Source organism: Leclercia sp. LSNIH8 (assembly GCF_002920195.1).
In the GTDB taxonomy this organism is placed as follows: Bacteria; Pseudomonadota; Gammaproteobacteria; order Enterobacterales; family Enterobacteriaceae; genus Enterobacter.
The window spans coordinates 13,023-35,924 of the sequence record NZ_PQJY01000010.1 but is presented as its reverse complement, the minus strand read 5'-3'; the positions used below and the strand labels follow the sequence as shown (position 1 = coordinate 35,924).

At 58.5% G+C, this 22,902-nt stretch carries 22 protein-coding genes; 3 read left to right on the top strand and 19 right to left on the bottom strand.

The genetic code is table 11. From position 1 onward, the window contains the following. Window positions 1-101: 101 nt before the first annotated feature. From dedD to pdxB, 7 genes are all read right to left on the bottom strand, one after another. A complete protein-coding gene (dedD, locus tag C3406_RS21585; RefSeq protein WP_103825191.1) occupies window positions 102-797 on the bottom strand; it encodes a cell division protein DedD in 696 nt (231 codons plus the stop codon). After that, complete coding sequence (folC, locus tag C3406_RS21580) at window positions 787-2,055, bottom strand: bifunctional tetrahydrofolate synthase/dihydrofolate synthase (protein ID WP_103825165.1); 1,269 nt, start codon at window positions 2,053-2,055, stop codon at window positions 787-789. The genes dedD and folC overlap by 11 nt, the downstream gene beginning before the upstream one ends. Before the next feature lie 68 nt (window positions 2,056-2,123). Next, window positions 2,124-3,029 carry an acetyl-CoA carboxylase, carboxyltransferase subunit beta gene (gene accD / locus C3406_RS21575; RefSeq protein WP_103825166.1) on the bottom strand — a complete coding sequence of 302 codons (906 nt, stop codon included), beginning with the start codon at window positions 3,027-3,029 and terminating at the stop codon, window positions 2,124-2,126. A gap of 142 nt (window positions 3,030-3,171) precedes the next feature. Continuing rightward, a complete protein-coding gene (locus C3406_RS21570; RefSeq protein WP_103825167.1) occupies window positions 3,172-3,831 on the bottom strand; it encodes a DedA family protein in 660 nt (219 codons plus the stop codon). Window positions 3,832-3,859: 28 nt separating this feature from the next. After that, complete coding sequence (gene truA, locus C3406_RS21565; protein ID WP_103180516.1) at window positions 3,860-4,672, bottom strand: tRNA pseudouridine(38-40) synthase TruA; 813 nt, start codon at window positions 4,670-4,672, stop codon at window positions 3,860-3,862. Further along, window positions 4,672-5,685: an aspartate-semialdehyde dehydrogenase gene (locus tag C3406_RS21560; RefSeq protein ID WP_103825168.1), complete on the bottom strand. Its 1,014-nt coding sequence runs from the start codon at window positions 5,683-5,685 to the stop codon at window positions 4,672-4,674. Before C3406_RS21560 ends, truA begins: the two co-directional genes overlap by 1 nt. A gap of 67 nt (window positions 5,686-5,752) precedes the next feature. Next, complete coding sequence (pdxB, locus tag C3406_RS21555; protein WP_103825169.1) at window positions 5,753-6,889, bottom strand: 4-phosphoerythronate dehydrogenase PdxB; 1,137 nt, start codon at window positions 6,887-6,889, stop codon at window positions 5,753-5,755. A gap of 114 nt (window positions 6,890-7,003) precedes the next feature. Between pdxB and flk the strand changes: the two genes are divergently transcribed. Further along, the gene (gene flk, locus C3406_RS21550) at window positions 7,004-8,008 is read left to right on the top strand and encodes a flagella biosynthesis regulator Flk (RefSeq protein ID WP_103825170.1); all 1,005 of its coding nucleotides are present in this window, start codon (window positions 7,004-7,006) and stop codon (window positions 8,006-8,008) included. A gap of 90 nt (window positions 8,009-8,098) precedes the next feature. Here the strand turns inward: flk and C3406_RS21540 are convergent, their stop codons facing one another. Further along, window positions 8,099-9,277: an MFS transporter gene (locus C3406_RS21540; protein WP_103825171.1), complete on the bottom strand. Its 1,179-nt coding sequence runs from the start codon at window positions 9,275-9,277 to the stop codon at window positions 8,099-8,101. Between the two features lie 68 nt (window positions 9,278-9,345). Continuing rightward, window positions 9,346-10,563, bottom strand: coding sequence for a beta-ketoacyl-ACP synthase I (gene fabB / locus C3406_RS21535; RefSeq protein WP_103180525.1), 1,218 nt, complete (start codon window positions 10,561-10,563; stop codon window positions 9,346-9,348). Between the two features lie 157 nt (window positions 10,564-10,720). Here fabB and mnmC point away from each other — a divergent pair, with 157 nt between their 5' ends. Beyond that, on the top strand, window positions 10,721-12,724 hold the full coding sequence (gene mnmC / locus C3406_RS21530) for a bifunctional tRNA (5-methylaminomethyl-2-thiouridine)(34)-methyltransferase MnmC2/FAD-dependent 5-carboxymethylaminomethyl-2-thiouridine(34) oxidoreductase MnmC1 (protein ID WP_199183292.1): 2,004 nt from the start codon (window positions 10,721-10,723) through the stop codon (window positions 12,722-12,724). 97 nt (window positions 12,725-12,821) lie between these two features. Here mnmC and C3406_RS21525 read toward each other — a convergent pair whose 3' ends face one another. From C3406_RS21525 to prmB, 6 genes are all read right to left on the bottom strand, one after another. After that, a complete protein-coding gene (locus tag C3406_RS21525; protein WP_103825173.1) occupies window positions 12,822-13,103 on the bottom strand; it encodes a YfcL family protein in 282 nt (93 codons plus the stop codon). Window positions 13,104-13,112: 9 nt separating this feature from the next. Next, window positions 13,113-13,661, bottom strand: coding sequence for an elongation factor P hydroxylase (locus C3406_RS21520; protein ID WP_103825174.1), 549 nt, complete (start codon window positions 13,659-13,661; stop codon window positions 13,113-13,115). Continuing rightward, window positions 13,661-14,470, bottom strand: coding sequence for a sulfite exporter TauE/SafE family protein (locus tag C3406_RS21515; protein ID WP_103180532.1), 810 nt, complete (start codon window positions 14,468-14,470; stop codon window positions 13,661-13,663). Before C3406_RS21515 ends, C3406_RS21520 begins: the two co-directional genes overlap by 1 nt. Next, entirely contained in the window at window positions 14,470-15,294 is an 825-nt protein-coding gene (gene mepA / locus C3406_RS21510) for a penicillin-insensitive murein endopeptidase (protein WP_103825175.1), read from the bottom strand. The genes C3406_RS21515 and mepA overlap by 1 nt, the downstream gene beginning before the upstream one ends. Window positions 15,295-15,296: 2 nt before the next feature. Further along, the gene (gene aroC, locus C3406_RS21505) at window positions 15,297-16,382 is read right to left on the bottom strand and encodes a chorismate synthase (RefSeq protein ID WP_103825176.1); all 1,086 of its coding nucleotides are present in this window, start codon (window positions 16,380-16,382) and stop codon (window positions 15,297-15,299) included. Window positions 16,383-16,458: 76 nt separating this feature from the next. Beyond that, window positions 16,459-17,391, bottom strand: coding sequence for a 50S ribosomal protein L3 N(5)-glutamine methyltransferase (prmB, locus tag C3406_RS21500; RefSeq protein ID WP_103825177.1), 933 nt, complete (start codon window positions 17,389-17,391; stop codon window positions 16,459-16,461). A 157-nt stretch (window positions 17,392-17,548) separates the two neighbouring features. Here prmB and smrB point away from each other — a divergent pair, with 157 nt between their 5' ends. Beyond that, on the top strand, window positions 17,549-18,100 hold the full coding sequence (gene smrB, locus C3406_RS21495) for an endonuclease SmrB (protein WP_103825178.1): 552 nt from the start codon (window positions 17,549-17,551) through the stop codon (window positions 18,098-18,100). A 45-nt stretch (window positions 18,101-18,145) separates the two neighbouring features. On the opposite strand, the gene sixA is transcribed toward smrB, so the two are convergent. The 4 genes from sixA to C3406_RS21475 form a co-directional block, all read right to left on the bottom strand. After that, window positions 18,146-18,631, bottom strand: a complete 486-nt coding sequence (gene sixA / locus C3406_RS21490) for a phosphohistidine phosphatase SixA (protein ID WP_103180541.1) — start codon at window positions 18,629-18,631, stop codon at window positions 18,146-18,148. 210 nt (window positions 18,632-18,841) lie between these two features. Beyond that, window positions 18,842-20,989 (bottom strand): fatty acid oxidation complex subunit alpha FadJ, encoded by a 2,148-nt coding sequence (fadJ, locus tag C3406_RS21485; RefSeq protein ID WP_103825179.1) that lies wholly within the window; start codon window positions 20,987-20,989, stop codon window positions 18,842-18,844. Beyond that, window positions 20,989-22,299: an acetyl-CoA C-acyltransferase FadI gene (gene fadI, locus C3406_RS21480; protein ID WP_103825180.1), complete on the bottom strand. Its 1,311-nt coding sequence runs from the start codon at window positions 22,297-22,299 to the stop codon at window positions 20,989-20,991. The genes fadJ and fadI overlap by 1 nt, the downstream gene beginning before the upstream one ends. Window positions 22,300-22,454: 155 nt before the next feature. After that, on the bottom strand, window positions 22,455-22,739 hold the full coding sequence (locus C3406_RS21475; protein WP_103825181.1) for a YfcZ/YiiS family protein: 285 nt from the start codon (window positions 22,737-22,739) through the stop codon (window positions 22,455-22,457). Window positions 22,740-22,902 lie beyond the last annotated feature (163 nt).

Below are 22,902 nucleotides of genomic sequence, written 5' to 3'. Positions count from 1 at the left end.
TAAAAAAAGCGCTGAAAAAATATTCAGCGCCCCAGGCGGGTTACCTTCTCAGGCAATCTGCTGCGCCTGTTTTTGCCTTATCCCGTAAATGAGAGAAACCCTCAGTTCACGCTGTAGTTCATCACCACGCCGCTCAAACCAGAGAGTTTATTCAGCTCTCCAAGCGATCCCTTCAGCTTGTCTCTCGACGCATCCGGCCCTACGAGAATACGGGTGATTTTACCCTGTACCGGTGTGGTAGGTGAAGTGTAAACGCGATACCCCGCGCCACGGAGTTTGGCCACCACCTCGTTGACCTTATCGGCGTTTTTCAGGGCGCCGAGCTGCACAACGTAGGCTTTACCGGTCGGGGCCGGTTTCTCTTCTGCCGCCGGTTTGGCCGGTGGGGTTTCTGTCGCTGCCGCCAGCTGCTGGCTGGTGTTATCGCGCTGCGGCTTCTCAACCGGTTTCGGTTTTTGCACCGGTTTCGGCGCGTACTGCTCTACCGGCGCCGGAACGGGATCCAGCTCGTTGTTGTTTCCGGCTGCCAGACGCGCCGGATCTAACGATGGCGCCGCGGCATCGCCTGCGCGCACCTCTTCAGCTGCGCCTTCTGGTGGCTGTGCAGGCAGAGCCTGTGTCGCCGCCGGAAGCATGTCCGGCTCATCCCGATCGCCCGGTTTCGGCACCAGCGGGATCGCCGCAAATTCATCCTGATAATGTTTTTTCTGTCCATCAAGCAGCCCAGGGAGAATAATCACCCCCAGCGCCACCAGCACAATGGTACCTGCTAAACGGTTCTGAAACTTACTTGCCACCGGTTCTCCCCGCATCCATTACGTCCATGACATGTGCCACCGTGTGGAACGAACCACACACCAGCACGGTATCTTCTGGTCTGGCATCGGCCATCGCCGCGCGCCAGGCCTGCGCCACGCTATCAAAGCGCTGCCCTGCGCCGAGATGCGCCATCAGCTGTTCGGCAGTCGCCCCGCGTGGGCCTTCCAGAGGGGCACAATACCAGCTATCGACCACACTCTCCATGCAGGCCAGCGTGCCGCCAATATCTTTATCATGAAGCATACCGATAACCGCCAGCACACGCCCGGTTTTTGGCAACGATTTGAGACGTCCTGCGAGATACGCCGCGGCATGGGGGTTGTGCGCCACATCCAGAATCAGACGTGGTGATTCGCTGACTATCTGGAAACGCCCCGGCAGAATCGCATGCTGAATGCCGTCGCGCATCGCCTGCTCGCTTACTACCAGACCGCTGGCACGCAGTGCGGCCAGCGCCGTGGCGGCATTTGGCTGCGGTACCTGGGGCAGCGGCAGGTTATCCAGCGCGCCCGCTGCATCTTCAAAGCGCCAGCCGCTTTCCGTCACGCTGTAGCGCCAGTCCACGTCACGGCGCTGCAACAGCGCCCCTTTCTCCTGCGCCACGTCAGCAATAGTGTGCGGCATATCGGGTTCGCCGACGATAGCGGGTTTGCCCGGGCGGAAAATACCGGCTTTTTCACGGCCAATGCTCTCGCGATCGGGCCCCAGCCAGTCAGTATGATCCAGCGCGATGCTGGTGATTACCGCCACATCCGGGTCGACAATATTAGTGGCATCCAGACGCCCGCCTAACCCGACCTCGAGGATCACCACGTCCAGCTGCGCCTGCTTAAAGAGCCACAGCGCCGACAGGGTGCCATATTCAAAATAGGTCAGCGAAATATCGCCGCGCGCGGCTTCGATCTCTGCAAACGAGGCGGTGTGGGCGGATTCGGCTAATTCTGTATTCTGCACCCGCACGCGCTCGGTATAGCGCACCAGATGGGGCGAGCTGTAGACCCCTACTTTGTAGCCCGCCGCCATCAGCATCGCTTCCAGCGTGCGGCAGGTGGTGCCTTTGCCGTTAGTGCCCGCCACGGTGAAGACAAAGGGAGCCGGTTTCAGAACATCAAGGCGCGCCGCGACCTGGCTGACGCGCTCAAGTCCCATGTCGATGGCTTTACTGTGCAGGTTTTCCAGATAAGAAAGCCACGCGGCCAGAGGCGACGTGGCTTGGGGAAGAGTAGTATTTTCCATGTTGCGCGCTTTTCAGTTACGGTTAGAAAGCAAAAGGGCAGCGCCACTGGCCCTGCCCTTTTCAGTTATCAGGCCTCGGGTTCCTGATCCGGTACTACCACGCCTTCGCGCGGCTCATCCGGGCTCGGCGATGGCAGATTCATCAGCTTCGCCAGAATGCTGGCCAGTTTCAGGCGCATTTCCGGACGGCGAACGATCATGTCGATAGCGCCTTTCTCGATAAGGAACTCACTGCGCTGGAAGCCCGGCGGCAGCTTTTCACGTACCGTTTGTTCGATAACGCGCGGGCCGGCAAAGCCGATCAGCGCTTTCGGTTCAGCGATGTTCAGATCGCCCAGCATCGCAAAACTTGCCGATACGCCGCCCATGGTTGGGTCGGTCAGCACGGAGATGTACGGCAGACCACGCTCCTGCATTTTCGCCAGCGCTGCGGAGGTTTTTGCCATCTGCATCAGCGACATCAGCGCTTCCTGCATACGGGCACCACCGGAGGCGGAGAAGCAGATCAGCGGACAGTTGTCTTCCAGCGCCTGCTCAACGGCACGCACGAAGCGTGCGCCTACTACGGAGCCCATTGAGCCGCCCATAAAGGAGAACTCAAACGCCGCCGCGACAACCGGCATCTCGTGCAGGGTGCCTTTCATCACCACCAGGGCATCTTTCTCGCCGGTCTCTTTTTGCGCAGAGGCCAGACGGTCTTTGTATTTCTTGGAGTCACGGAACTTCAGCACATCTTTTGGCTCAAGCTCGCTACCCAGTTCAACCAGAGAACCTTCATCCAGCAGGCTATGCAGGCGGTTACGCGCCGACATACGCATGTGGTGATCGCACTTCGGACAAACTTCGAGATTACGCTCCAGTTCGGCGCGGTACAGGACCTGGCCACAGCTGTCACATTTAGTCCACACCCCTTCAGGAATACTCGCTTTGCGGGTTGGGGTGATATTGCTTTTAATTCGTTCAATCCAGCTCATTGATAACCTTTCTGCCTGAACCAGGTTTGCTGCAAGGGGCGCATAATGCCATTTTTGCCCCCGACAGACCATGAATGTTGCACATTAAAACATAACAGCCCGAAACTTTGGATAAAAAAGTGGTCGAACCGCAGTCGTGCCTTTATTTTGCTTGTTTTGCCGCCGCGCGACGGTGACGAATCACTTCGATGACGCCCGGCAGAATGGAAACCACAATAATCCCTACGATCAGCAACTTAAGGTTTTCCTGGATCATAGGAATGGTCCCGAAGAAATAACCCGCGTAGGTAAAGCTCAGCACCCACAGCAGCGCGCCGGTGACGTTATAAAGCGCGAACTGACGGTACGACATATGACCCATACCCGCAACAAACGGGGCAAAGGTTCTGACGATGGGCACAAAGCGCGCGAGAATGATGGTCTTACCGCCGTGTTTCTCATAAAACGCATGGGTTTTATCGAGATAGCTGCGACGGAAAATCTTCGAGTCCGGGTTACTGAACAACCGCTCGCCGAACAGCCGCCCTATAGTGTAGTTCACCGCATCGCCAAGGATGGCGGCAATCAGCATTAACACCACCATCAGGTGAACGTTAAGGTCGTTGGTCTCCAGCGACGCCAGCGCGCCCGCCACGAACAGCAGCGAATCGCCCGGTAAGAAGGGCGTCACCACCAGCCCGGTTTCGCAAAACAGGATCAGGAACAGAATGGCATACACCCAGACGCCATAATCAGCGACCAGCTCTGCCAGGTGAACATCGATATGCAGAATGAAATCGATCAGAAAGCGAATTAAATCCATATTGTCTAAACCTTTATTGCCACGGCTATCAGTCCGCTAAGAACAGCGGGCCCATTGGCGGTTTTGGAAGGTCAAAACGATCCGGGTAATCGACCGAGACCAGATAGAGCCCTTCCGCTTTCGCCGTTGCTGCTGCCAGGGTTCTGTCCTTCGCTGCCAGCAACTCTGCAATCCAGCTCTCCGGCTGGTGTCCGGCGCCTACTTCCATCAGGCTGCCTGTAATATTCCTGACCATATGATGAACAAAGGCATTCGCTTTGATGTCCACCACCACATACGCGCCATGCCGACTGACGTTAATGTGCATCACGTTGCGCCACGGCGTGCGAGACTGGCACTGCACGGCACGGAACGAGGTGAAGTCGTTTTCGCCGATCAACGCCTGCGCCGCGCGATGCATGCGATCGGCATCCAGCGGCTCGTAAAAATGGGTGACGCCCTGGCCCAACACCGCCGGACGAAGACGCTGGTTATAGATGATGTAGCGGTAGCGGCGCGCGGTGGCGCTGAAGCGCGCATGAAAATCATCCGGCACATTTTTGACCCAGCGCACCGCGATGTCACCAGGCAAATTCGCATTTACCCCCAGCGTCCAGGCCGCATCTTTTCGCACTGCGGTGGTTTCAAAATGCACTACCTGCCCCGTACCATGGACACCGGCGTCGGTACGCCCCGCGCACAGGACATTGATGGGCTCATTCGCCACCTGAGAGAGCGCTTTTTCCAGCTTTTCCTGGACGCTGCGCACCTCATTCTGACGCTGCCAGCCATAATATTTACTGCCATCGTACTCAATACCGAGGGCAATCTTATGAACGGGCTTTTGCTCCACTTCAGACATCAGTAGAGATACTCCTGCACCAGTTTCTCGGCAATTTTCACCGCCATCAGCGCGCCGCCGAAACGCACGTTATCGGCGACCGACCAGAACTGGATCTGCTCCGGCATACCGTAATCGTTACGTACACAGCCAATGGAGAGACGCGCGTTGCCCGTTGCGTCGCCCACCTGGGTCGGGAATTCGCTCTCTTCAGACAGCTCAATATCTTCACCGCGGCCAAAGGCGTCGCGCGCCTCTTCCGCTGCCAGCGGACGCATGGCTTCAAAGCTCACCATCTGGGCATGGCCGTAGAACACCGGCGACTGTACACAGTTGGCGGAGATCATTAGCCCGTCATCCTGCAGGATCTTACGCACTTCATCGATGATACGGCGCTCTTCGCGCACGCTGCCTTCACGATCCGGCAGCAAGGGCAGCATATTGAACGCCAGCTGACGGCCAAAGAAATCCTCTTCATCCACCGGAATACCGTTCAGGAGCTTCGCGCTCTGCCCCGCCAGGGCATCCACCGCTTTTTTACCGCGGGCAGAGACTGACATCAGGCTGGTTACGGCGATACGGGACAAGCCACCTTCGTCGATGAGCGGTTTCAGGGCGCTAAGCAGCTGGCTGGTCAGGCTGTCCGGGACGGCGATGATGTTACGGTTGCGGTAGTCGGCCAGCACGAAGGGGTTCACCTCCGGCACCACCAGCGGTACGTCCGGCTCAAGGGCAAACAGGCCGCTCAAATCAATGACCAGACAGCCCGCGTTGGTGGCCTCTTCAATATATGCTGCGGAGGCGTCGACCCCGGCCGCGAAAAAGGCCAGCTGCGCCTGGGTCCAGTCGAACTCAGCCGCATCCTGAGCCATGACGGATTTACCCGCAAAACGCAGGTGCTCGCCCGCGCTCTCATTACGCGCCAGGGCATAGATGTCGCCCACCGGGAACTGACGCTCAGCAAGGGTTTCGAGCAGGGCTTCGCCCACGGCGCCCGTTGCGCCCAGTATGGCAATGTTCCAGCCTTCAGACATGGTGGTTTACTCCAGAAATATAAAAGCGTCCCTGGCGGGGTATCCGCCAGGGAGCATTAAGAAGACATTAACGAACCGGGTGATGAACGGCGTTGAAACCCAGCTTATGCAGCAGCGACGCCGCAGCAGGATCATCACACATCACATACAGAGAGGACCATTCGCGGCGCTCAACGTAATGCTTACGCAGCTTGTCAAACTCACCCGGTATACCCGCTACTTTTCGCAGCAGCGCGTCATCGCGGCGCACATCATACACTAAATGCACCAGCCTTTTCAGCGTTCCCTGATCCAGCGGGCCGTGCAGGGTAATGCGGCCAAAATCCGGGGTTGGCAGCAGGGTATCCAGCGCCACCTGCTGGGATTTACCGATAAACGCGCTGTACGCCTCAAACACTTGGGTGGTGCCGCGGGCTTTACCTTCGAGGGTGTAACCCGCGATATGCGCGGTACCGATATCCACTTTGTCCAGCAGGGCCACGTTGAGATCCGGCTCCGGCTCCCACACGTCCAGCACCACGCTCAGATCCTGACCCGCTTCCAGGCGCTGCAGCAGGGCCGCATTATCCACCACCGGGCCACGGCAGGCATTAATCAGGATGGTGCCCGGCTTCAGGCGGCTAATCAGAGCGTCGTCTGCCAGATGGCGCGTTTTATACGGCCCGTCTTTAAACAGCGGCGTATGGAAGGTGAGCACGTCACACTCGGCCACCAGCTCATCCAGGCTGCGGAAATCCCCTTCATCGCCACGGTCAGCGCGGGGCGGATCGCACAGCAACGTGCGGATACCTAACGCCTCAAGGCGCTTTTGCAGGCGACCGCCGACGTTACCGACCCCAACAATGCCTACGGTCCGGCTGGTGAGCGTAAACCCATCACGCTCGGCCAGCATCAGCAGAGAAGAGAAAACATACTCCACGACGGCAATAGCGTTACAGCCCGGTGCGGCGGAAAAGCCAATCCCGGCCTGCTTCAGCCACGCGTCATCCACATGATCGGTTCCTGCGGTTGCCGTGCCGACAAATTTGATCCCTTTGCCAGACAGCAGCGCCTCATTCACTTTGGTCACTGAGCGCACCATCAGCGCGTCGGCATCATCCAGCTCAGCGAGCGGAATGGGACGTCCAGGAACGGCCTTAACCTCACCCAGGCGGCTGAACAGCTCGCGGGCGTAAGGCATATTTTCATCAACGAGGATTTTCACGTCTGAGTACCTGTTTGAGAGGAAGAAAACCTGTCAAGTGTGCCATAATCTGGCCGCCAGGCATATACGTAAACCTGGTTAACGATGAGTAACGACTTTAAGGATTTTTTGCCGATGCAGCCCATTTCAGGTACGCCGCCACAACCTCCGGGTGATGGCCCGCGTCCATCCCACGTCGCGGGCGAACAGCCCCTCTCCACACAGCAACGCACTGTACTGGAACGTCTGATCACCCGGTTAATCGCCCTGACGTCGCAGCAGAGTGCGGAAGTGTGGGCCGGGGTCAAACACGATCTGGGATTAAAGAGTGATGCGCCCATGCTGTCGCGCCACTTCCCTGCTGCGGAGCAAAACCTCAACCAGCGCCTGAACACCGCCCAGCAAAACCATACCACCCGGCAGATGGTCTCCCAGCTGACGGAGCTGCTGACTCAGGGTAATAACCGCCAGGCGGCCAGCGATTTTATTCGCCAGCAGTATGGCCAGACCGCTTTGAACCAGCTGACGCCCGAGCAGCTCAAAACGGTGCTGACGCTGTTGCAAAATAATCAGCTCAATATTCCGCAGCCGCAGCAGCGCCCGGCCACGGAGCGCCCGCTGCTGCCTGCCGAACACAATACGCTGAAGCAGATGGTGACCAAACTTGCCGCCGCCACGGGCGAGCCGACCAAGCTCATCTGGCAGTCGATGCTGGAACTGTCGGGGGTGAAAGCGGGAGAGTTAATCCCGGCCAGGCAGTTTACCCATCTTGCCACCTGGCTGCAGGCACGCCAGACGCTGAGCACCCAGAGTGCGCCCACGCTGCATACTCTGCAGGCTGCGCTGAAACAGCCGCTGGAGGCCCAGGAGTGGGACAGCATTCAGGACTATGCCCGACAGAACTGGCAGGCGACGCCGCAGACGGTGCTGACCACCGCCCAGGTACAGGATCTGCTCAACGAGATCTTCGTCCGCCGTACCGAGCGTGAAGCTGGCGTGACGGAAGTGCGCAATATCCAGCCGATCTACAGCCCGCTCTTTGCCCCGGTAGTGGAAACCTTCAGAACGCTCTCTGCCCGTCCAGGCCTGATGTTGATCGCGTTAATCATTGCGCTGGCGATTTTCTGGCTGGTCGCCTGATGTTTTGCCCGGTGGCGCTACGCTTACCGGGCCTACAAAAACACGAACTGTAGGCTGGGTAAGGCGTAGCCGCCACCCGGCAACAAACCGCTAAGATTTCCGAAACGCCACCAGCGTCACCACAATCCCCACCACCGCTGAAACGGCCCCTGCCAGGAAGACCGACGGATAGCCAAACGAGGTGGCTAACAGCCCCGCCAGCGGCCCGGTCACGCCGTATGAGATATCCTGAAAGGCGGCATAGCCACCCAGCGCTGTGCCCCGCACCTGTGGGGCAACGCGTTTAACCACCTCAACACCCAGCGCCGGGAAGATCAACGAACAGCCGCAGCCGGTCAGGGCTGCCCCCAGCAGGGCTACCGGCGCGCTCGGCGCCTGCCAGAGCAACACCAGACCCACGGTTTCAATCACCAGCGACGCCACCGCTACCTTCACGCCACCATAACGATCCGGCATCCAGCCGAACAGCACCCGCATCAGAACAAACGCGCCGCCAAAAGCGGTGAGCGTAAAACCGGCCATCGCCCAGCCGCGGCTCATAAAGTACAACGAGACGAAGGTACCAATCACCGCAAAGCCCACGCCCTGCAGCGCAAGGCCCAGGCCTGGCTGCCAGATCTGCCCCACCACACTCCACAGGGAAGGACGTTCGCCTTTATGGGCCGGAACTTTACGCACCGTGCCGTTAAACGCCCAGGCCAGCAGCGGCAGTGCCATGGTGGTGGCGGCCAGCGCCGCAAAGCCAAACTGACTGTTGATCAAAAGACCCAGCGGTGCACCCGCAGCCAGCGCACCATAGATAGCCATCCCGTTCCACGACATCACTTTGCCGGAGCGCGCGGGCCCGACCAGCCCCATTCCCCAAGTGAGTGTGCCGGTCAGGAGCTGACTTTCACCAAAACCGAGTATTAAGCGCCCTACCACCAGCAGCGCGAATTTATAGGCCGCCTCCACCGGCAGCAGCGCGGCCAGTAACCATGCGCCACCCGCCAGTGCGCAGGCGAACATGCCCTGCAATGCCGAGCGTTTTGCGCCGTGCTGATCCGCCAGCCGTCCGGCATAGCCGCGGGTTAACACCGTGGCTAAAAACTGAATACCCACGGCGATGCCGACCATGGTGTTGCCATAGCCCAGCTCCTGGTGCACAAACAGCGGGATCACCGGCAATGGCAAGCCGACGGTCATATAGGTGAGGAATACCGCAAAGGCGATACGGAACAGCGAGACGTTGCCGGAAGCGGCGTTTTTATCTTTGGTAACGGCCGTCATGCATAACTCCATGTTCAGGCATAAAAAAAGGGAGCCATCAGGCTCCCTTCTACTATACATTCAAACGCTTATGCTTTCAGCTTACGCATCACCAGCGTGGCGTTGGTGCCGCCGAAACCGAAGCTGTTGGACATGACGGTAGTCAGTTCACGCTCGGTGGTTTCAGTCACGATGTTCAGACCTGCGGCCTGCTCGTCCATCTCTTCAATGTTGATGCTCGGCGCGATAAAGCCGTTTTCCAGCATCAGCAGAGAGTAGATCGCTTCCTGCACGCCAGCCGCACCCAGGGAGTGACCGGTCATGGCTTTGGTAGCGGAGATAGCCGGGCTGTTGTCGCCGAACACTTCACGGATAGCACCCAGCTCTTTCACGTCGCCTACCGGAGTAGAGGTACCGTGGGAGTTCAGGTAGTCGATTGGGGTATCAACGCCGTGCATCGCCATCTTCATGCAGCGCACTGCACCTTCGCCTGATGGAGCCACCATGTCTGCGCCGTCAGAGGTTGCGCCGTAGCCAACAATTTCAGCATAGATGTGCGCACCGCGGGCCAGAGCGTGTTCCAGCTCTTCCACCACGACCATACCGCCGCCGCCTGCGATAACAAAGCCGTCACGGCTTGCATCATAGGTACGGGAGGCTTTTTCCGGGCATTCGTTGTATTTGGTGGACAGAGCACCCATCGCATCGAATTCACAGGCCATTTCCCAGCCCAGCTCTTCGCCGCCGCCAGCAAATACGATGTCCTGTTTACCCAGCTGGATCTGCTCTACTGCGTTACCGATACAGTGAGCTGAGGTCGCGCAAGCGGAGCTGATGGAGTAGTTTACGCCGTGGATTTTGAACGGGGTCGCCAGGCAAGCGGAAACCGCTGAACCCATCGCTTTGGTCACCACGTATGGACCCACCGCTTTCAGGCCGCGCGGGCTACGCATCGCGTCCGCACCAAACACCTGCGCTTTAGAGGAGCCGCCGGAGCCAGCAATCAGACCCACACGCGGGTTGTTCTGATAAACCTCTTCGCTCAGGCCAGCGTCAGCAATCGCTTCCTGCATAGAGAGATAGGCGTAGATGGAGGCATCGTTCATGAAACGGACCACTTTGCGATCGATCATGCCCGTGGTGTCCAGTTTTACATTACCCCATACGTGGCTACGCATGCCGGAATCTTTAAACTCTTCAGAGAAGGTGATCCCGGAGCGTCCTTCACGCAGAGATGCCAGGACTTCCTGCTGGTTATTACCGATGCTGGAAACGATGCCCAAGCCAGTAATCACTGCACGTTTCATTCAATACCTCTGTAAGTCGCACTATTTAAGTTTCGAGTCGCACAATAGCGTACACTTGTACGCCGAACAAGTCCGATCAGCCAATTTCTGTGGAAATTTGCACCATCAGACGCACATCGTTAAGATCGCGGCACAGCCTGTCAGACGAGTAACTTACGTGAAACAAAACGCTATACAACCCGCCAACCTCGAATTCAACGCTGAGGGTACACCTGTTTCCCGAGATTTTGACGATGTCTACTTCTCTAATGATAACGGACTGGAGGAGACACGTTATGTTTTCCTCGAGGGAAATCAGCTGAATTCCCGTTTTCCGCTGCATCCCCGCGATCTCTTTGTGGTGGCCGAGAGCGGATTTGGCACCGGGTTGAATTTCCTCACCCTCTGGCAAGCGTTCGATCGCTTTCGTGCAGCGCACCCTGACGCTACGCTGCAAAGGTTACATTTCATCAGTTTTGAGAAATACCCGCTGGCCGCCGACGATCTCCGGCTGGCGCATCAGCACTGGCCGGAATTAGCCCCCTGGGCAGAACAGCTTCAGGCTCAGTGGCCGCTGCCTATCGCAGGCTGTCATCGCCTGCTGCTGGACGGCGGGCGCGTCACGCTCGATATCTGGCTTGGGGATATTAACGAACTCACCGACAAGCTGGATGACTCCCTGAACCAGCAGGTTGACGCCTGGTTCCTCGACGGTTTTGCCCCGGCCAAAAACCCGGATATGTGGAGCCCGGGGCTGTTTGCCGCCATGGCGCGTCTGGCGCGGCCCGGTGGGACGCTCGCCACCTTCACCTGCGCCGGGTTTGTCCGTCGCGGCCTGCAGGAAGCAGGCTTCACCATGAAAAAAACCAAGGGCTTTGGCCGCAAGCGCGAAATGCTCGTCGGGGTGATGGAGCAGGATCGCCCCTCCCCTGCCCGCACCCCGTGGTTTGCCCGTCCGGCCAGCGACGGGCGCGAAACCGCCGTAGTGGGCGGCGGGATTGCCAGCGCGCTGCTGTCGCTGGCGCTGCTGCGCCGTGGCTGGCAGGTAACACTCTACTGCGCCGACGATGCCCCGGCAGCGGGCGCCTCCGGCAATCGTCAGGGGGCACTCTATCCCTTGCTTAGCGCCCACGATGCGGCGCTTAGCCAGTTTTTCCCGGCGGCGTTCACCTTTGCCCGCCGCCTGTACGACACCCTACCGGTGGCCTTTGATCATGCCTGGTGCGGCGTGACTCAGCTTGGCTGGGATGAGAAGAGTCAGCAGAAAATTGACCATATGCTCGCTCTGGGCCTGCCCGAGCAGATTGCGGTTGCGGTCAACGCCCGTCAGGTGGAAGAGAGCACCGGGGTGCCCACCGGCTGCGGCGGGATCCAGTATCCGCTTGGCGGCTGGCTGTGCCCGGCGCAGCTTACCGCGGCGGCGATCGCGCTGGCGCAAACTCTGGGCCTGCAGGTGCACTATGGCCGCAAGGTAACGTCGCTGGCGCAGACCGACGCCCGGTGGATGTTGCAGTTTGCCGACGGTGAGCAGGCGCAGCATGGCAGCGTGGTGCTGGCGAACGGACATGGCATCAGCCAGTTCAGCCAGACCGCACCACTGCCGGTCTACCCGGTGGGTGGCCAGGTGAGCCATATCCCGGCGGCCCCGCAGCTGAGCCAGCTACGTCAGGTGCTCTGCTACGACGGGTATCTGACGCCGCAAAATCCGGCCAACGGCCAGCACTGCATCGGCGCAAGCTATCATCGCGGCCAGACCGAGCCGCAGTACAGCGATGAGGACCAGCAGCATAATCGCCAGCGTCTGATCGACTGTTTGCCGCAGGCGGCATGGGCGCGTGAGGTGGATGTCAGCGCCGGCGAGGCGCGCAACGGCATTCGCTGCGCCACCCGCGATCACCTGCCGATGACCGGGGCGGTACCGGACTATGAAGCCACGCTGACGGCTTATCAGGATCTCGCCAGCAACACATCCCAGGCGGTCAGCGCCCCGGCGTTCCGGAATCTGTTTATGCTGGGCGGGCTGGGCTCCCGCGGGCTTTGTACGGCGCCGCTGACGGCGGAGGTTCTTGCCGCCCAGATGAGTAACGAGCCGATTCCACTGGACAGCCACACGCTGGCCGCGCTCAATCCGAACCGGTTATGGGTGAGGAAGTTGTTGAAGGGGAAGATGGTGAAATCGTAGGCCCGGTAAGCTTAGCGCCACCGGGCGTCTGGCAGAGGAGCCGTTTTAACGCCGGGCGGCGCATCCGCTTGCCCGGCCTACATGTCCAGGCGCTAACTTATGACGTCAGGCTGGCTTTCTGAAACAAGGTTTCCCACATCCCCAGCACTAATGACTGGTCGCGCGGAGAGAGTTCGCCAGCCAGAATCGCTTTTTCCAGGCTGCGGGAGACTTCAGCATGCACCGCGTCCGCAGAGTGGTCGTCACCGGCTTCCAGTTCGGCGACGGCCAGCGTCAGGTGACCACGCAGATAACCGCTGGCAAACAGTTCATCGTCACTGGCGTGCTCCACCATGTCATCAATTAACGCCAGAATGCGTGATTCAAATTCTGCGATCATCTTCTTTCCTCAGTTAAGATCTTCCGGCCACGGGAAGTGTTCCGCCGTGATGTCCGGCGTGTGGTAATAATTCTGTAAAGCCTTGATCAAGCGCGCCGGACGTTCCGGGATGCCTTTCTCAAGGTACTCCATCACCTGCGCGTGCACGCGGCGCTGGAAGGCAATACGGTCTGGCTCGAAGTCGCCTTCGAGATTGTCGCAGCTGACGTTGAACGGAAATCCTGCCGCCACGCAGAAGAGCCATTCCAGCGCCTGGGGTTTCACTTCCACATCTTCAAATTGCCCCTGGGTCGCAGCGTCACGCCCGTCCGGGCAGTACCAGTAGCCAAAGTCCACCAACTCGCGGCGCGCTTTACCGGCAATGCACCAGTGGGATATTTCGTGCAGCGCACTGGCATAAAAGCCGTGGGCAAAGACGATCCGGTTGTACGGTAGCTCTGCATCTGCAGGAAGATAGATCGGTTCGTCGTCGCCTTTAATCAGACGGGTATTAAAATCTTGTGCGAAGCAGCCATCGAAAATCTCAATCAGCTGTTCGTATTTATGCGTACTGTTCATTAGTTCATCCCCAACCAGTGGAGGATCTCCTGTCCGTGGCTGTCATAAAGAAGTTTGGCACTCATCACGGCCGAGACAATGACAATCATCGGACGGATGAGCTGTTGCCCTTTGCTTAATACCAGACGCGAACCTGCCCGCGCGCCCAGAAATTGTCCGGCCATCATCACGAAGCCGGTCGCCCAAATCACCTTCCCGCCGATGATAAAGAGCAGCAGGCCACCGACATTAGAGGTGGCGTTCAGCACTTTCGCATGGGCGGTGGATTTGGCGAGGTTGAAACCAGCCAGCGTGACAAACGCCAGGGCGTAAAACGACCCGGCTCCGGGCCCGAAGAAGCCGTCGTAAAAGCCGACGCAGCCGCCCGCGATCAGCGCAAACGGCAGACCGTGCAGGCGGCGCTGCCTGTCCTCTTCACCCAGTTTCGGCATCAGTAAAAAATAGAGACCAATGCAGATGACGAGAATCGGCAAAATCTGGCGCAAAATATCGGACTGCACATGCTGAACCAGCAGTGCCCCGCTGGTCGATCCAATAAAGGTCATCAGGATGTTGAGCTTCTGATCGGCCAGACTCACCACCTTGCGGCGGATAAAATAGAGCGAGGCGGATAACGATCCGCCACACGCCTGCAATTTGTTGGTCGCCAGCGCCTGGGCCGGGCTCATGCCCGCCGCCAGCAGGGCCGGAACCGTCAGTAACCCGCCGCCACCGGCCAGGGCATCAATAAACCCGGCCAGCATGGCGATGAAAAACAGCGCCACCAGCATCAGCGGCGATACCATAAACAACTCAGCAAATTGGTCCATCACAGGGCATGCTCATCCAGTAGCGCCTGGCAGGAAGGCGGCAACGGAGGCGGTGTCTTCTTCTCAGGCTTGGTGGGTCCAGGTTTCGCTGGCTCAAACCAGCTTTGTAATTCCGCGCCGCAGCCATCGCCTGGCGGCGGTAACGGTTGATCTTCACACTCGAGGCTGTCCGCCGGGCATCGCAGGCGCACGTGCATGTGCGCGCGGTGCTGGAACCACGGCCGCACTTTACGCAGCCAGTCGCGGTCGGTGCCAGCATCCTGGCAGAGCTGCTGCTTGATGGCAGGGTTAACGAAGATACGTGTGACGTCGTTATCTTCCGCCGCCAGCTTGATCATGCTGGAGACCTCTGGCGACCAGCGCGACGGCACTACCCGCTTGCCATCGCTGGAGACCAGATCGAGCGCCTGCGGCTTCAGCAGTTGCGAGGATGACCAGCGCGTTTTCGGCAGCTGGAGGAAGATATCGACATCCAGCCCCGTCTGGTGGCTGGCGTGGCCGCCGTTAAAGCGTCCGCCTGCCGGCATCCCCATATCGCCAATCAGCACCGTACCCAGCCCCAGGTTATGCACCTGGTTACCCAGCCGCTGAATAAACAGCACCAGGTCCGGGTGGCCGAAGTAGCGGCGCTGGTCGGTACGCATCACCTGATACGTATCTGACTGCAGAGGAAGTTCCTGCGCACCAACGATACAGCCATTAGAGAACGCCCCAATTGACTGCGCGCTGCCCGCGATCGGGTGGGTGATTTTTTGCCATGGCGTTGCCGCCAGAGCGGCTCCACTGGCAAGCAGCGCCAGCAGAGCAATTGCGGTTTTTTTCATGGTTACCAGCGTGGAATGGTGGTCGTCACATCCGCATTCTGCGCGCGCTGGCGCAGGAAGTGATCCATCAGCACGATCGCCAGCATTGCTTCGGCGATCGGCACTGCGCGGATCCCGACGCAGGGATCGTGACGTCCTTTGGTGATCATCTCAACTTCTTCACCAGAGCGGTTAATGGTGTGGCCCGGCACGGTAATGCTGGAGGTCGGTTTCAGCGCGATGTTGGCGATAATCTGCTGCCCGCTGCTGATGCCGCCTAAAATGCCGCCCGCGTGATTGCTCTGGAAGCCCTGGGTTGTGATCTCGTCCCGGTTCTGGCTGCCACGAAGCTGAACCACGTCAAAGCCGTCGCCAATCTCCACCCCTTTAACCGCGTTGATGCTCATCATCGCATGGGCGATATCAGCATCGAGGCGGTCAAAGACCGGCTCGCCCCAGCCCGGCGGGACGCCGTCAGCCACCACGGTGACTTTGGCGCCAATGGAGTCGCCCTCTTTTTTCAGGGCGCGCATCAGTTCATCGAGCGCTTCCAGCTTCGAGGCGTCAGCGCAGAAGAACGGGTTCTGTTCAACCTGCTCCCAGTCGGCGATCGCCAGCGGGATATCGCCCATCTGGGTCAGACAGCCGCGAATGGTGATGCCAAACTTCTGTGCGAGGTATTTTTTGGCAATGGCCCCTGCCGCGACGCGCATGGCGGTTTCACGGGCGGAGGAGCGTCCGCCGCCGCGATAGTCGCGAAAACCGTATTTCTGTTCGTAGGTGTAATCGGCGTGGCCCGGACGGAACACATCCTTAATGGCACCGTAGTCCTGGGAACGCTGATCGGTATTCTCAATCAACAGGCCGATGCTGGTACCGGTGGTGCGTCCTTCAAAGACGCCTGACAGAATTTTGACTTGATCCGGCTCGCGGCGCTGGGTGGTGTAGCGTGACGTGCCTGGACGGCGTCGGTCGAGATCGTGCTGTAAATCGGCTTCAGTCAGTTCGATGCCTGGCGGTACGCCATCAACGATACAGCCCAGCGCCAGCCCGTGGGACTCACCAAACGTCGTCACACGGAATAATTGTCCAATACTGTTTCCTGCCATCACGGCTCCGTTTTCATTGTTCTGTATTTGAGCTTTCTGTGTTTGCGCAATGTGAAACGGGCCGAAGCCCGTTGGATTAATCTTTGTAGATGCTGAAGTGTTCGCGCGCGGCGATAAGCTGCGCTTTGGTCAGCATGAAGACGCCGTCCCCACCGTTGTCGAACTCGAGCCAGGTGAACGGCACATCCGGATATTGCTCCATCAGATGTACCATGCTGTTACCGACTTCACAAATCAGAATGCCGTTGTCGGTGAGATAATCCGGCGCACAGGCCAGAATGCGGCGGGTCAGCTTCAGGCCGTCCGAGCCGGAAGCCAGGCCCAGCTCTGGCTCGTGACGGTATTCGTTTGGCAGGTCTGACATATCTTCTGCGTCAACGTACGGCGGATTGGTCACAATCAGGTCGTACTGCACTTTTGGCAGGTCACGGAACAGATCGGAACGGATCGGCGTGACATGATGGATCAGACCGTGCTCTTCAATATTGTGTTCCGCTACCGCCAGCGCATCAGGAGAGATATCGACAGCATCCACTTCCGCTTCCGGGAAGGCGTACGCGCAGGCAATGGCGATGCAGCCGCTGCCGGTACACATATCCAGGATATGCTCAGGCTGATGGTCAATCAGGCCAGCGAACTGGTTGTTGATCAGCTCACCAATCGGCGAGCGCGGCACCAGCACGCGTTCATCGACAAAAAACTCATGGCCGCAGAACCAGGCTTTGTTAGTGAGGTACGCTACCGGAATGCGCTCGTTAACGCGACGGATCACGCGCTCAACGATGCGGTGTTTTTCGCTGGAGGTAAGGCGCGCGGAGCGCATATCTTCAGGAATATCCAGCGGCAGATAGAGGGATGGCAGAACCAGCTGTACCGCCTCGTCCCACGGGTTGTCGGTACCATGGCCGTACCAGATATTGGCCGCGCTGAAACGGCTGACCGCCCAACGCAACATGTCCTGAATGGTTTGCAGCTCATTCACCGCTTCATCGACAAAAATTTTATCCACTATGTTCTCCAGGGCATGCTCGCTAAATTTTCGGCGGCTAGTGTGCCATGAAGACGGCGATAAATCAGCACTGTCGCTAACGGCTTGCGGGTAAAAAATGCGTTTTGCCGCGCAGTGAGTCAGGTACACTGTCGGAAATAAGAGATGAGACGACCCCATGAAAAAGAAAATATCGCTCAGCGAGGAGGATCAAACGCTGTTTCGTCAGCTAATGACCGGCACGCGTCAAATCAAGCAGGACACCATTGTCCACCGCCCGCAGCGCAAAAAAGTGAGTGAAGTTCCGGTAAAACGGCTGATTCAGGAGCAGGCCGACGCCAGCCACTACTTTTCCGACGAGTTTCAGCCGCTGCTGAACACGGAAGGTGCGGTGAAATATGTGCGCGCGGACGTCAGCCATTTCGAGCTGAAAAAACTGCGTCGGGGAGATTATTCGCCGGAGCTGTTCCTCGATCTGCACGGGCTGACCCAGATGCAGGCGAAACAGGAGCTGGGCGCGCTGATTGCCGCCTGCCGTCGCGAACATGTTTTTTGTGCCTGCGTGATGCACGGCCACGGCAAACATATTCTCAAGCAGCAAACCCCACTGTGGCTGGCTCAGCATCCACACGTAATGGCATTTCATCAGGCACCGAAAGAGTATGGCGGTGATGCCGCCTTGCTGGTGTTGATTGAAGTGGAAGAGTGGCAACCGCCTGAGCTGCCCTGAGAGGCAGGCGGGTGGCTCATGCTACCCGCCTGGGTCCGATTTACATCAGATAGCTTTCGCCATCTTCAGATTGCAGGGGCTCATCTGCCAGTTGAAGACGCCAGCACCCGTTTCAGAGAGGGTAACGTTGGCAATGGCAGAGGTGCTGAACATCGGCGGCGTTTCGCCCGGGCAGAGTTCAGCCACCAGATAGCCGACTAACGGCAGATGGGAAATTACCAACGCAGAGGCGACACCTTCATTGCACAGCGCCTGAAGATAGGCACTGACAAGACCCACGTCGCCACACGGGGTAAGCTCTGGCAGAACATCGACATTGGCTGGCAGGTTCATACACTCCCCTACCACATCCAGCGTCTGTTCAGCGCGTAAGAACGGGCTGACGAGGACACGTTCAATATCCACTTTTTGCCCTTTCAACCAGGTAGCCATTTGACGGGACTCGTCACAGCCGCAAGGCGTCAGAGGACGTACAGAGTCACTGGCAGCATCAAGTGCCGCGTCACCGTGACGCATGATAAAAACTTGCATATTGCACCGCTTTTGTTGACCAGGATCACCGGTGTTATTACCCCGTGTGAACACATAACGAGGTAGAAAACCCGATGGCCGGGCATTGTGCCTGATCCATCCGTTGAATGAAACGCTGTTTTTTACCTCAACGGCGTAAGTATAGTCAATGTCTGTTTACAAATTAGACAGGACCAGACCCTTCAACGGCGGATTTACTCTTATTTGACCTTAATTTACAAGGTCAGTTTCCTTTGCTGGCCAAAATCGCAGCCCCTGATCCGCCATCTGCAATAATGTGTCACACGGTGTAAACCGCGGCCCATATTGCACAGCCAGTCGTTGTAAAATCGCAACAACTTCACCCGCACCTACGCTATCCATATAGCGGAACGGGCCACCCAGGAAAGGTGGGAAACCAATGCCAAAGACGGCGCCAATGTCGCCATCGCGGGCATTTTTAATGACCTTCTCATCAAAGCAGCGTGCCGCTTCGTTGAGCATCATCATCACGCAGCGTTCCGCGCACTGGGTCGCAGAGAGTTTGCCCTCGCCGCCAGACTTAATAAGCCCATAAATCGCCGGGTCGACCCGCTTCTTGCTTTTACGCCCTTTTGGGTCGTAAAGATAGAAACCGCGGCCATTTTTTCTGCCTTTGCGATCGTCATTCAAAATTGCAGAAACAATGTTTGCGGGCGCGCTAAACCGTTCGCCGTAAGCGCTTTCCAGCACAGGTATAATTTTAGTGCCGGTATCGATTCCCACCTCATCCAAAAGTTGGATTGGGCCAACGGGGAAACCAAACTTCACCAGCGCATTATCGATATGCTCGACCTTTTCGCCTTCGGTCAGCAGGCGCATGGCCTCGTTGATATAGGGGGCCAGAATGCGGTTGACGTAGAACCCGGCTTTATCAGCCACCACCACCGGCGTTTTGCCCTGCATTTTTGCCAGCTTAACGACGGTGGCAATGGTCTGCGGGCTGGTTCCGGCATGGGGGATAACCTCCACCAGAGGCATTTTTTCGACCGGACTAAAGAAATGCAGCCCGATCACCTGCTCAGGACGTGCGGCCTGGGCCGCAATATCGCCGATAGGCAGCGACGAGGTGTTAGAAGCAAAGATAGTGTGCGGCGCACAGTTCGCTTCGACCTCGGCCACCATCTGCTGTTTCAGCGCCAGATCTTCAAATACTGCCTCAATCACCACATCGCGATGACGGAATCCGCTGTAGTCAGTGGTGCCGGAGATCAGCGCCAGCTGGCGATCGCGCTCGCTGGCTTTGATATGGCGGCGTTTGACCTTTTTATCAAGCAGCTGCCAGCTGTACTGCAGGGCGTGGTTGATCCCTTTCGGGTTAATGTCTTTGATCCGCACCGGTAATTTGCCTTTGCTGGCGCTGACGAAGGCGATCCCGCCCCCCATCAGCCCACCGCCCAGCACGCCAATTGATGCCAGCGGCGCAGGCTCGGCTTCGCTGCCGGGATCTTTCTTCACGTCGGTGCTGGCAAAAAAGATGCTGCGCAGCGCCTGAGACTGCGGCGTCATCGCCAGCTCGCCAAAGGCTTTCGCTTCTGCGGCATAGCCGCTGCTGCTGCCCTGGGTCAGACCGGTATGAATAACCTCAAGAATGCGTTTTGTCGCCGGGTAGTTGCCCTGGGTTTTTTGCTCGGTTTTGTTCGCCACCATTTTAAACAGCAGCGCACGGCCCAGCGGCCCTGCCAGCACACGCTCGCGCACCGGTAAGCGGCGACTGTCGGGTTTGCCTCTCAGCGCGCGCGCCACGGCAGCCTCCAGCAGAATGGAATGCGGAACCACCTCATCCACCAGCCCGACTTTCAGGGCCTGACGCGGACGCAGCTGTTTGCCGGCGAGGATCATCTCCAGCGCCGTGCTGACACCCACCAGTCGCGGCAGGCGCTGGGTGCCGCCTGAGCCCGGCAGTAAGCCAAGCTGCACTTCCGGCAGGCCCAGCACCGTTTTGGCGTCGTCGGTACAAATTCGTCCGTGGCAGGCCAGCGCCAGCTCCAGGCCGCCGCCGAGACAGGCGCCGTTGATCGCCGCAATCACCGGAATGGTCAGGGCGTGAATTTCGGCCATGATCTGCTGCCCCTGACGGGCCAGATCTTCCGCTTCCTGGGCGCTTTCAGCGCGGGCAATCATGTTGATATCGGCCCCGGCGATAAAGTTATCCGGCTTGGCCGAGATAAATACCAGCCCGCGCAAGGCTTTGTTTTCTCGGACCTGTTTGAGGATAGCGCGAACCTGACCGCCAAACTCCGCTTTCAGGGTATTCATCTTTTCGCCTGGGGCGTCAATGGTGACTACCGCCACGTTGTCCGGACGCACGTCCAGGGTGAATGCCGTTGTCATCTCCATTACTCTGCCTCCAGAACCATTGCGGCACCCAGGCCACCCGCAGCACAGGCGGTGACCAGTCCAAACCCACCGCCGCGACGGCGCAACTCATGCAGCGTCTGGGTGATCATCCTCGCCCCGGTCGCCGCAAAGGGGTGACCGTAGGCAATGGAGCCCCCCAGCACGTTAAATTTGCTTTCGTCCACTTCACCGGTGGCGTGGGCGCGGCCCAGCACATCCCGGGCAAAACGATCGCTTGCCAGCAGTTGCAGGTTGGCCAGAGTTTGCGCGGCAAAGGCTTCATGCATGTCGATGAGCGTCAGATCGCCCATCGTCAGTCCGGCGCGCTCCAGCGCCAGCGGCGTGGACCAGGCCGGCCCCAGCAGCATGTCCTGCCAGACATCAATGGCGGTAAAGGCATAGCTGCGCAGATAGCCGAGCGGCTTCAGGCCCAGCTCTCTGGCGCGGGATTCGGTCATCAGGATCACCGCTGCCGCGCCGTCGGTTAACGGCGTGCTGTTCGCCGCCGTGACGGTGCCATGTTTGCGGTCGAATGCCGGACGCAGTTTCGCATAATCCGCCAGCGTAGAGGTGCCGCGAATATTGTTATCCTGGCTTAGCGGTTCGCGGAATGGTGGGGTGTAGGCGGTCATCACCTCCTCCGCCAGCTTGCCTTCGGCCCAGGCCTGAGCGGCGCGCTGGTGCGAGCGGTGCGCCAGGGCATCCTGCTGCTCACGGGTGATGCCATAGGTCTTCGCCATCTGTTCGGCGGTATCCCCCATTCGCAGCCCGGTGGAGTATTCCGCGACCGCGGGCGGAACAGGAAGGAGATCGCGCAGACGCAGGCGCGAGAACAGTGACAACCGCTGCCCGGTGGTCCGGGCCTTGTTGACGTCCACCAGCACGCGCGCGAGCTTTTTGCTGACGCCAATCGGTAATACGGACGAGGAGTCTGCGCCCCCGGCTATCCCGGCGCGAATGGTACCGGTAATCAGGCTTTCTGCCACGTTCGCTACCGCCTGAAAGCTGGTGGCGCAGGCGCGGCTGACGCTGTAGGCATCAGTGTGGACATTCATTCCGGTGCCCAGCACGATTTCACGGGCGATATTCGGCGCTTCCGGCATTTGCACGACCTGGCCAAAGACCAGCTGTTCAATCACCTCGGGGGGGATTTCACTGCGAGCCAGCAGCTCCCCTACAACCATTTTTCCCAGATCGACGGCAGGTACGCCATGATACGCCGTCGCCTGACGGGCAAATGGCGTGCGTAATCCACTGACAATGGCAATGCGATCCCCCTGACGGGTGATTAGCGGTAATGCCTGACTCATAACGCTCCCCTGTGAATAACAAATGCGCAAAGTGGTCTGACCTGATAACAGTCTTAACTAAATTTTTACATTAGCCAATCGGGGAGAGGAAAAATTGCGAGCGAACACACAGAGAGGAGACGAAACGCCTCCCGGAAGGGAGGCGCGGGAAGGGATTAACGCAGACCGAGTTGAAAAATCAGGGATTCTGCTTCGCAGCTGAACACGAAGTCGATGTCCAGACGAACGCCCCCTTCCACTTCGGTGAAGTTGGCGTTGATTGCGCACGGTTCGGACTCCACGCTGCGGGCTTTTTCGGTCAGCGCGGCCAGCGTCTCTTCGGCGTCGGCACGGCGGGTAAACTCACGGCTGTAAGAGGCGGTGCAATCCGTGTTGTCCACAATGGTGCCCACATCCATACAGCAGCAAACCGGGGTTTCATCAGCACTGCATTTACTCATAGTAGATTTCCTCTGTCGTCGCGCACGGCGCGAAATAGATACAATGCTGATATTTTACGCCCCGCCCGGTAGTGGCTCCAGTCGTTAATGACGTAAAAGCCGCTAAGTGAGCAATATCACACGTTAAAATGATCTAAAACAAAAATCACCCGTTCGGAGTAAG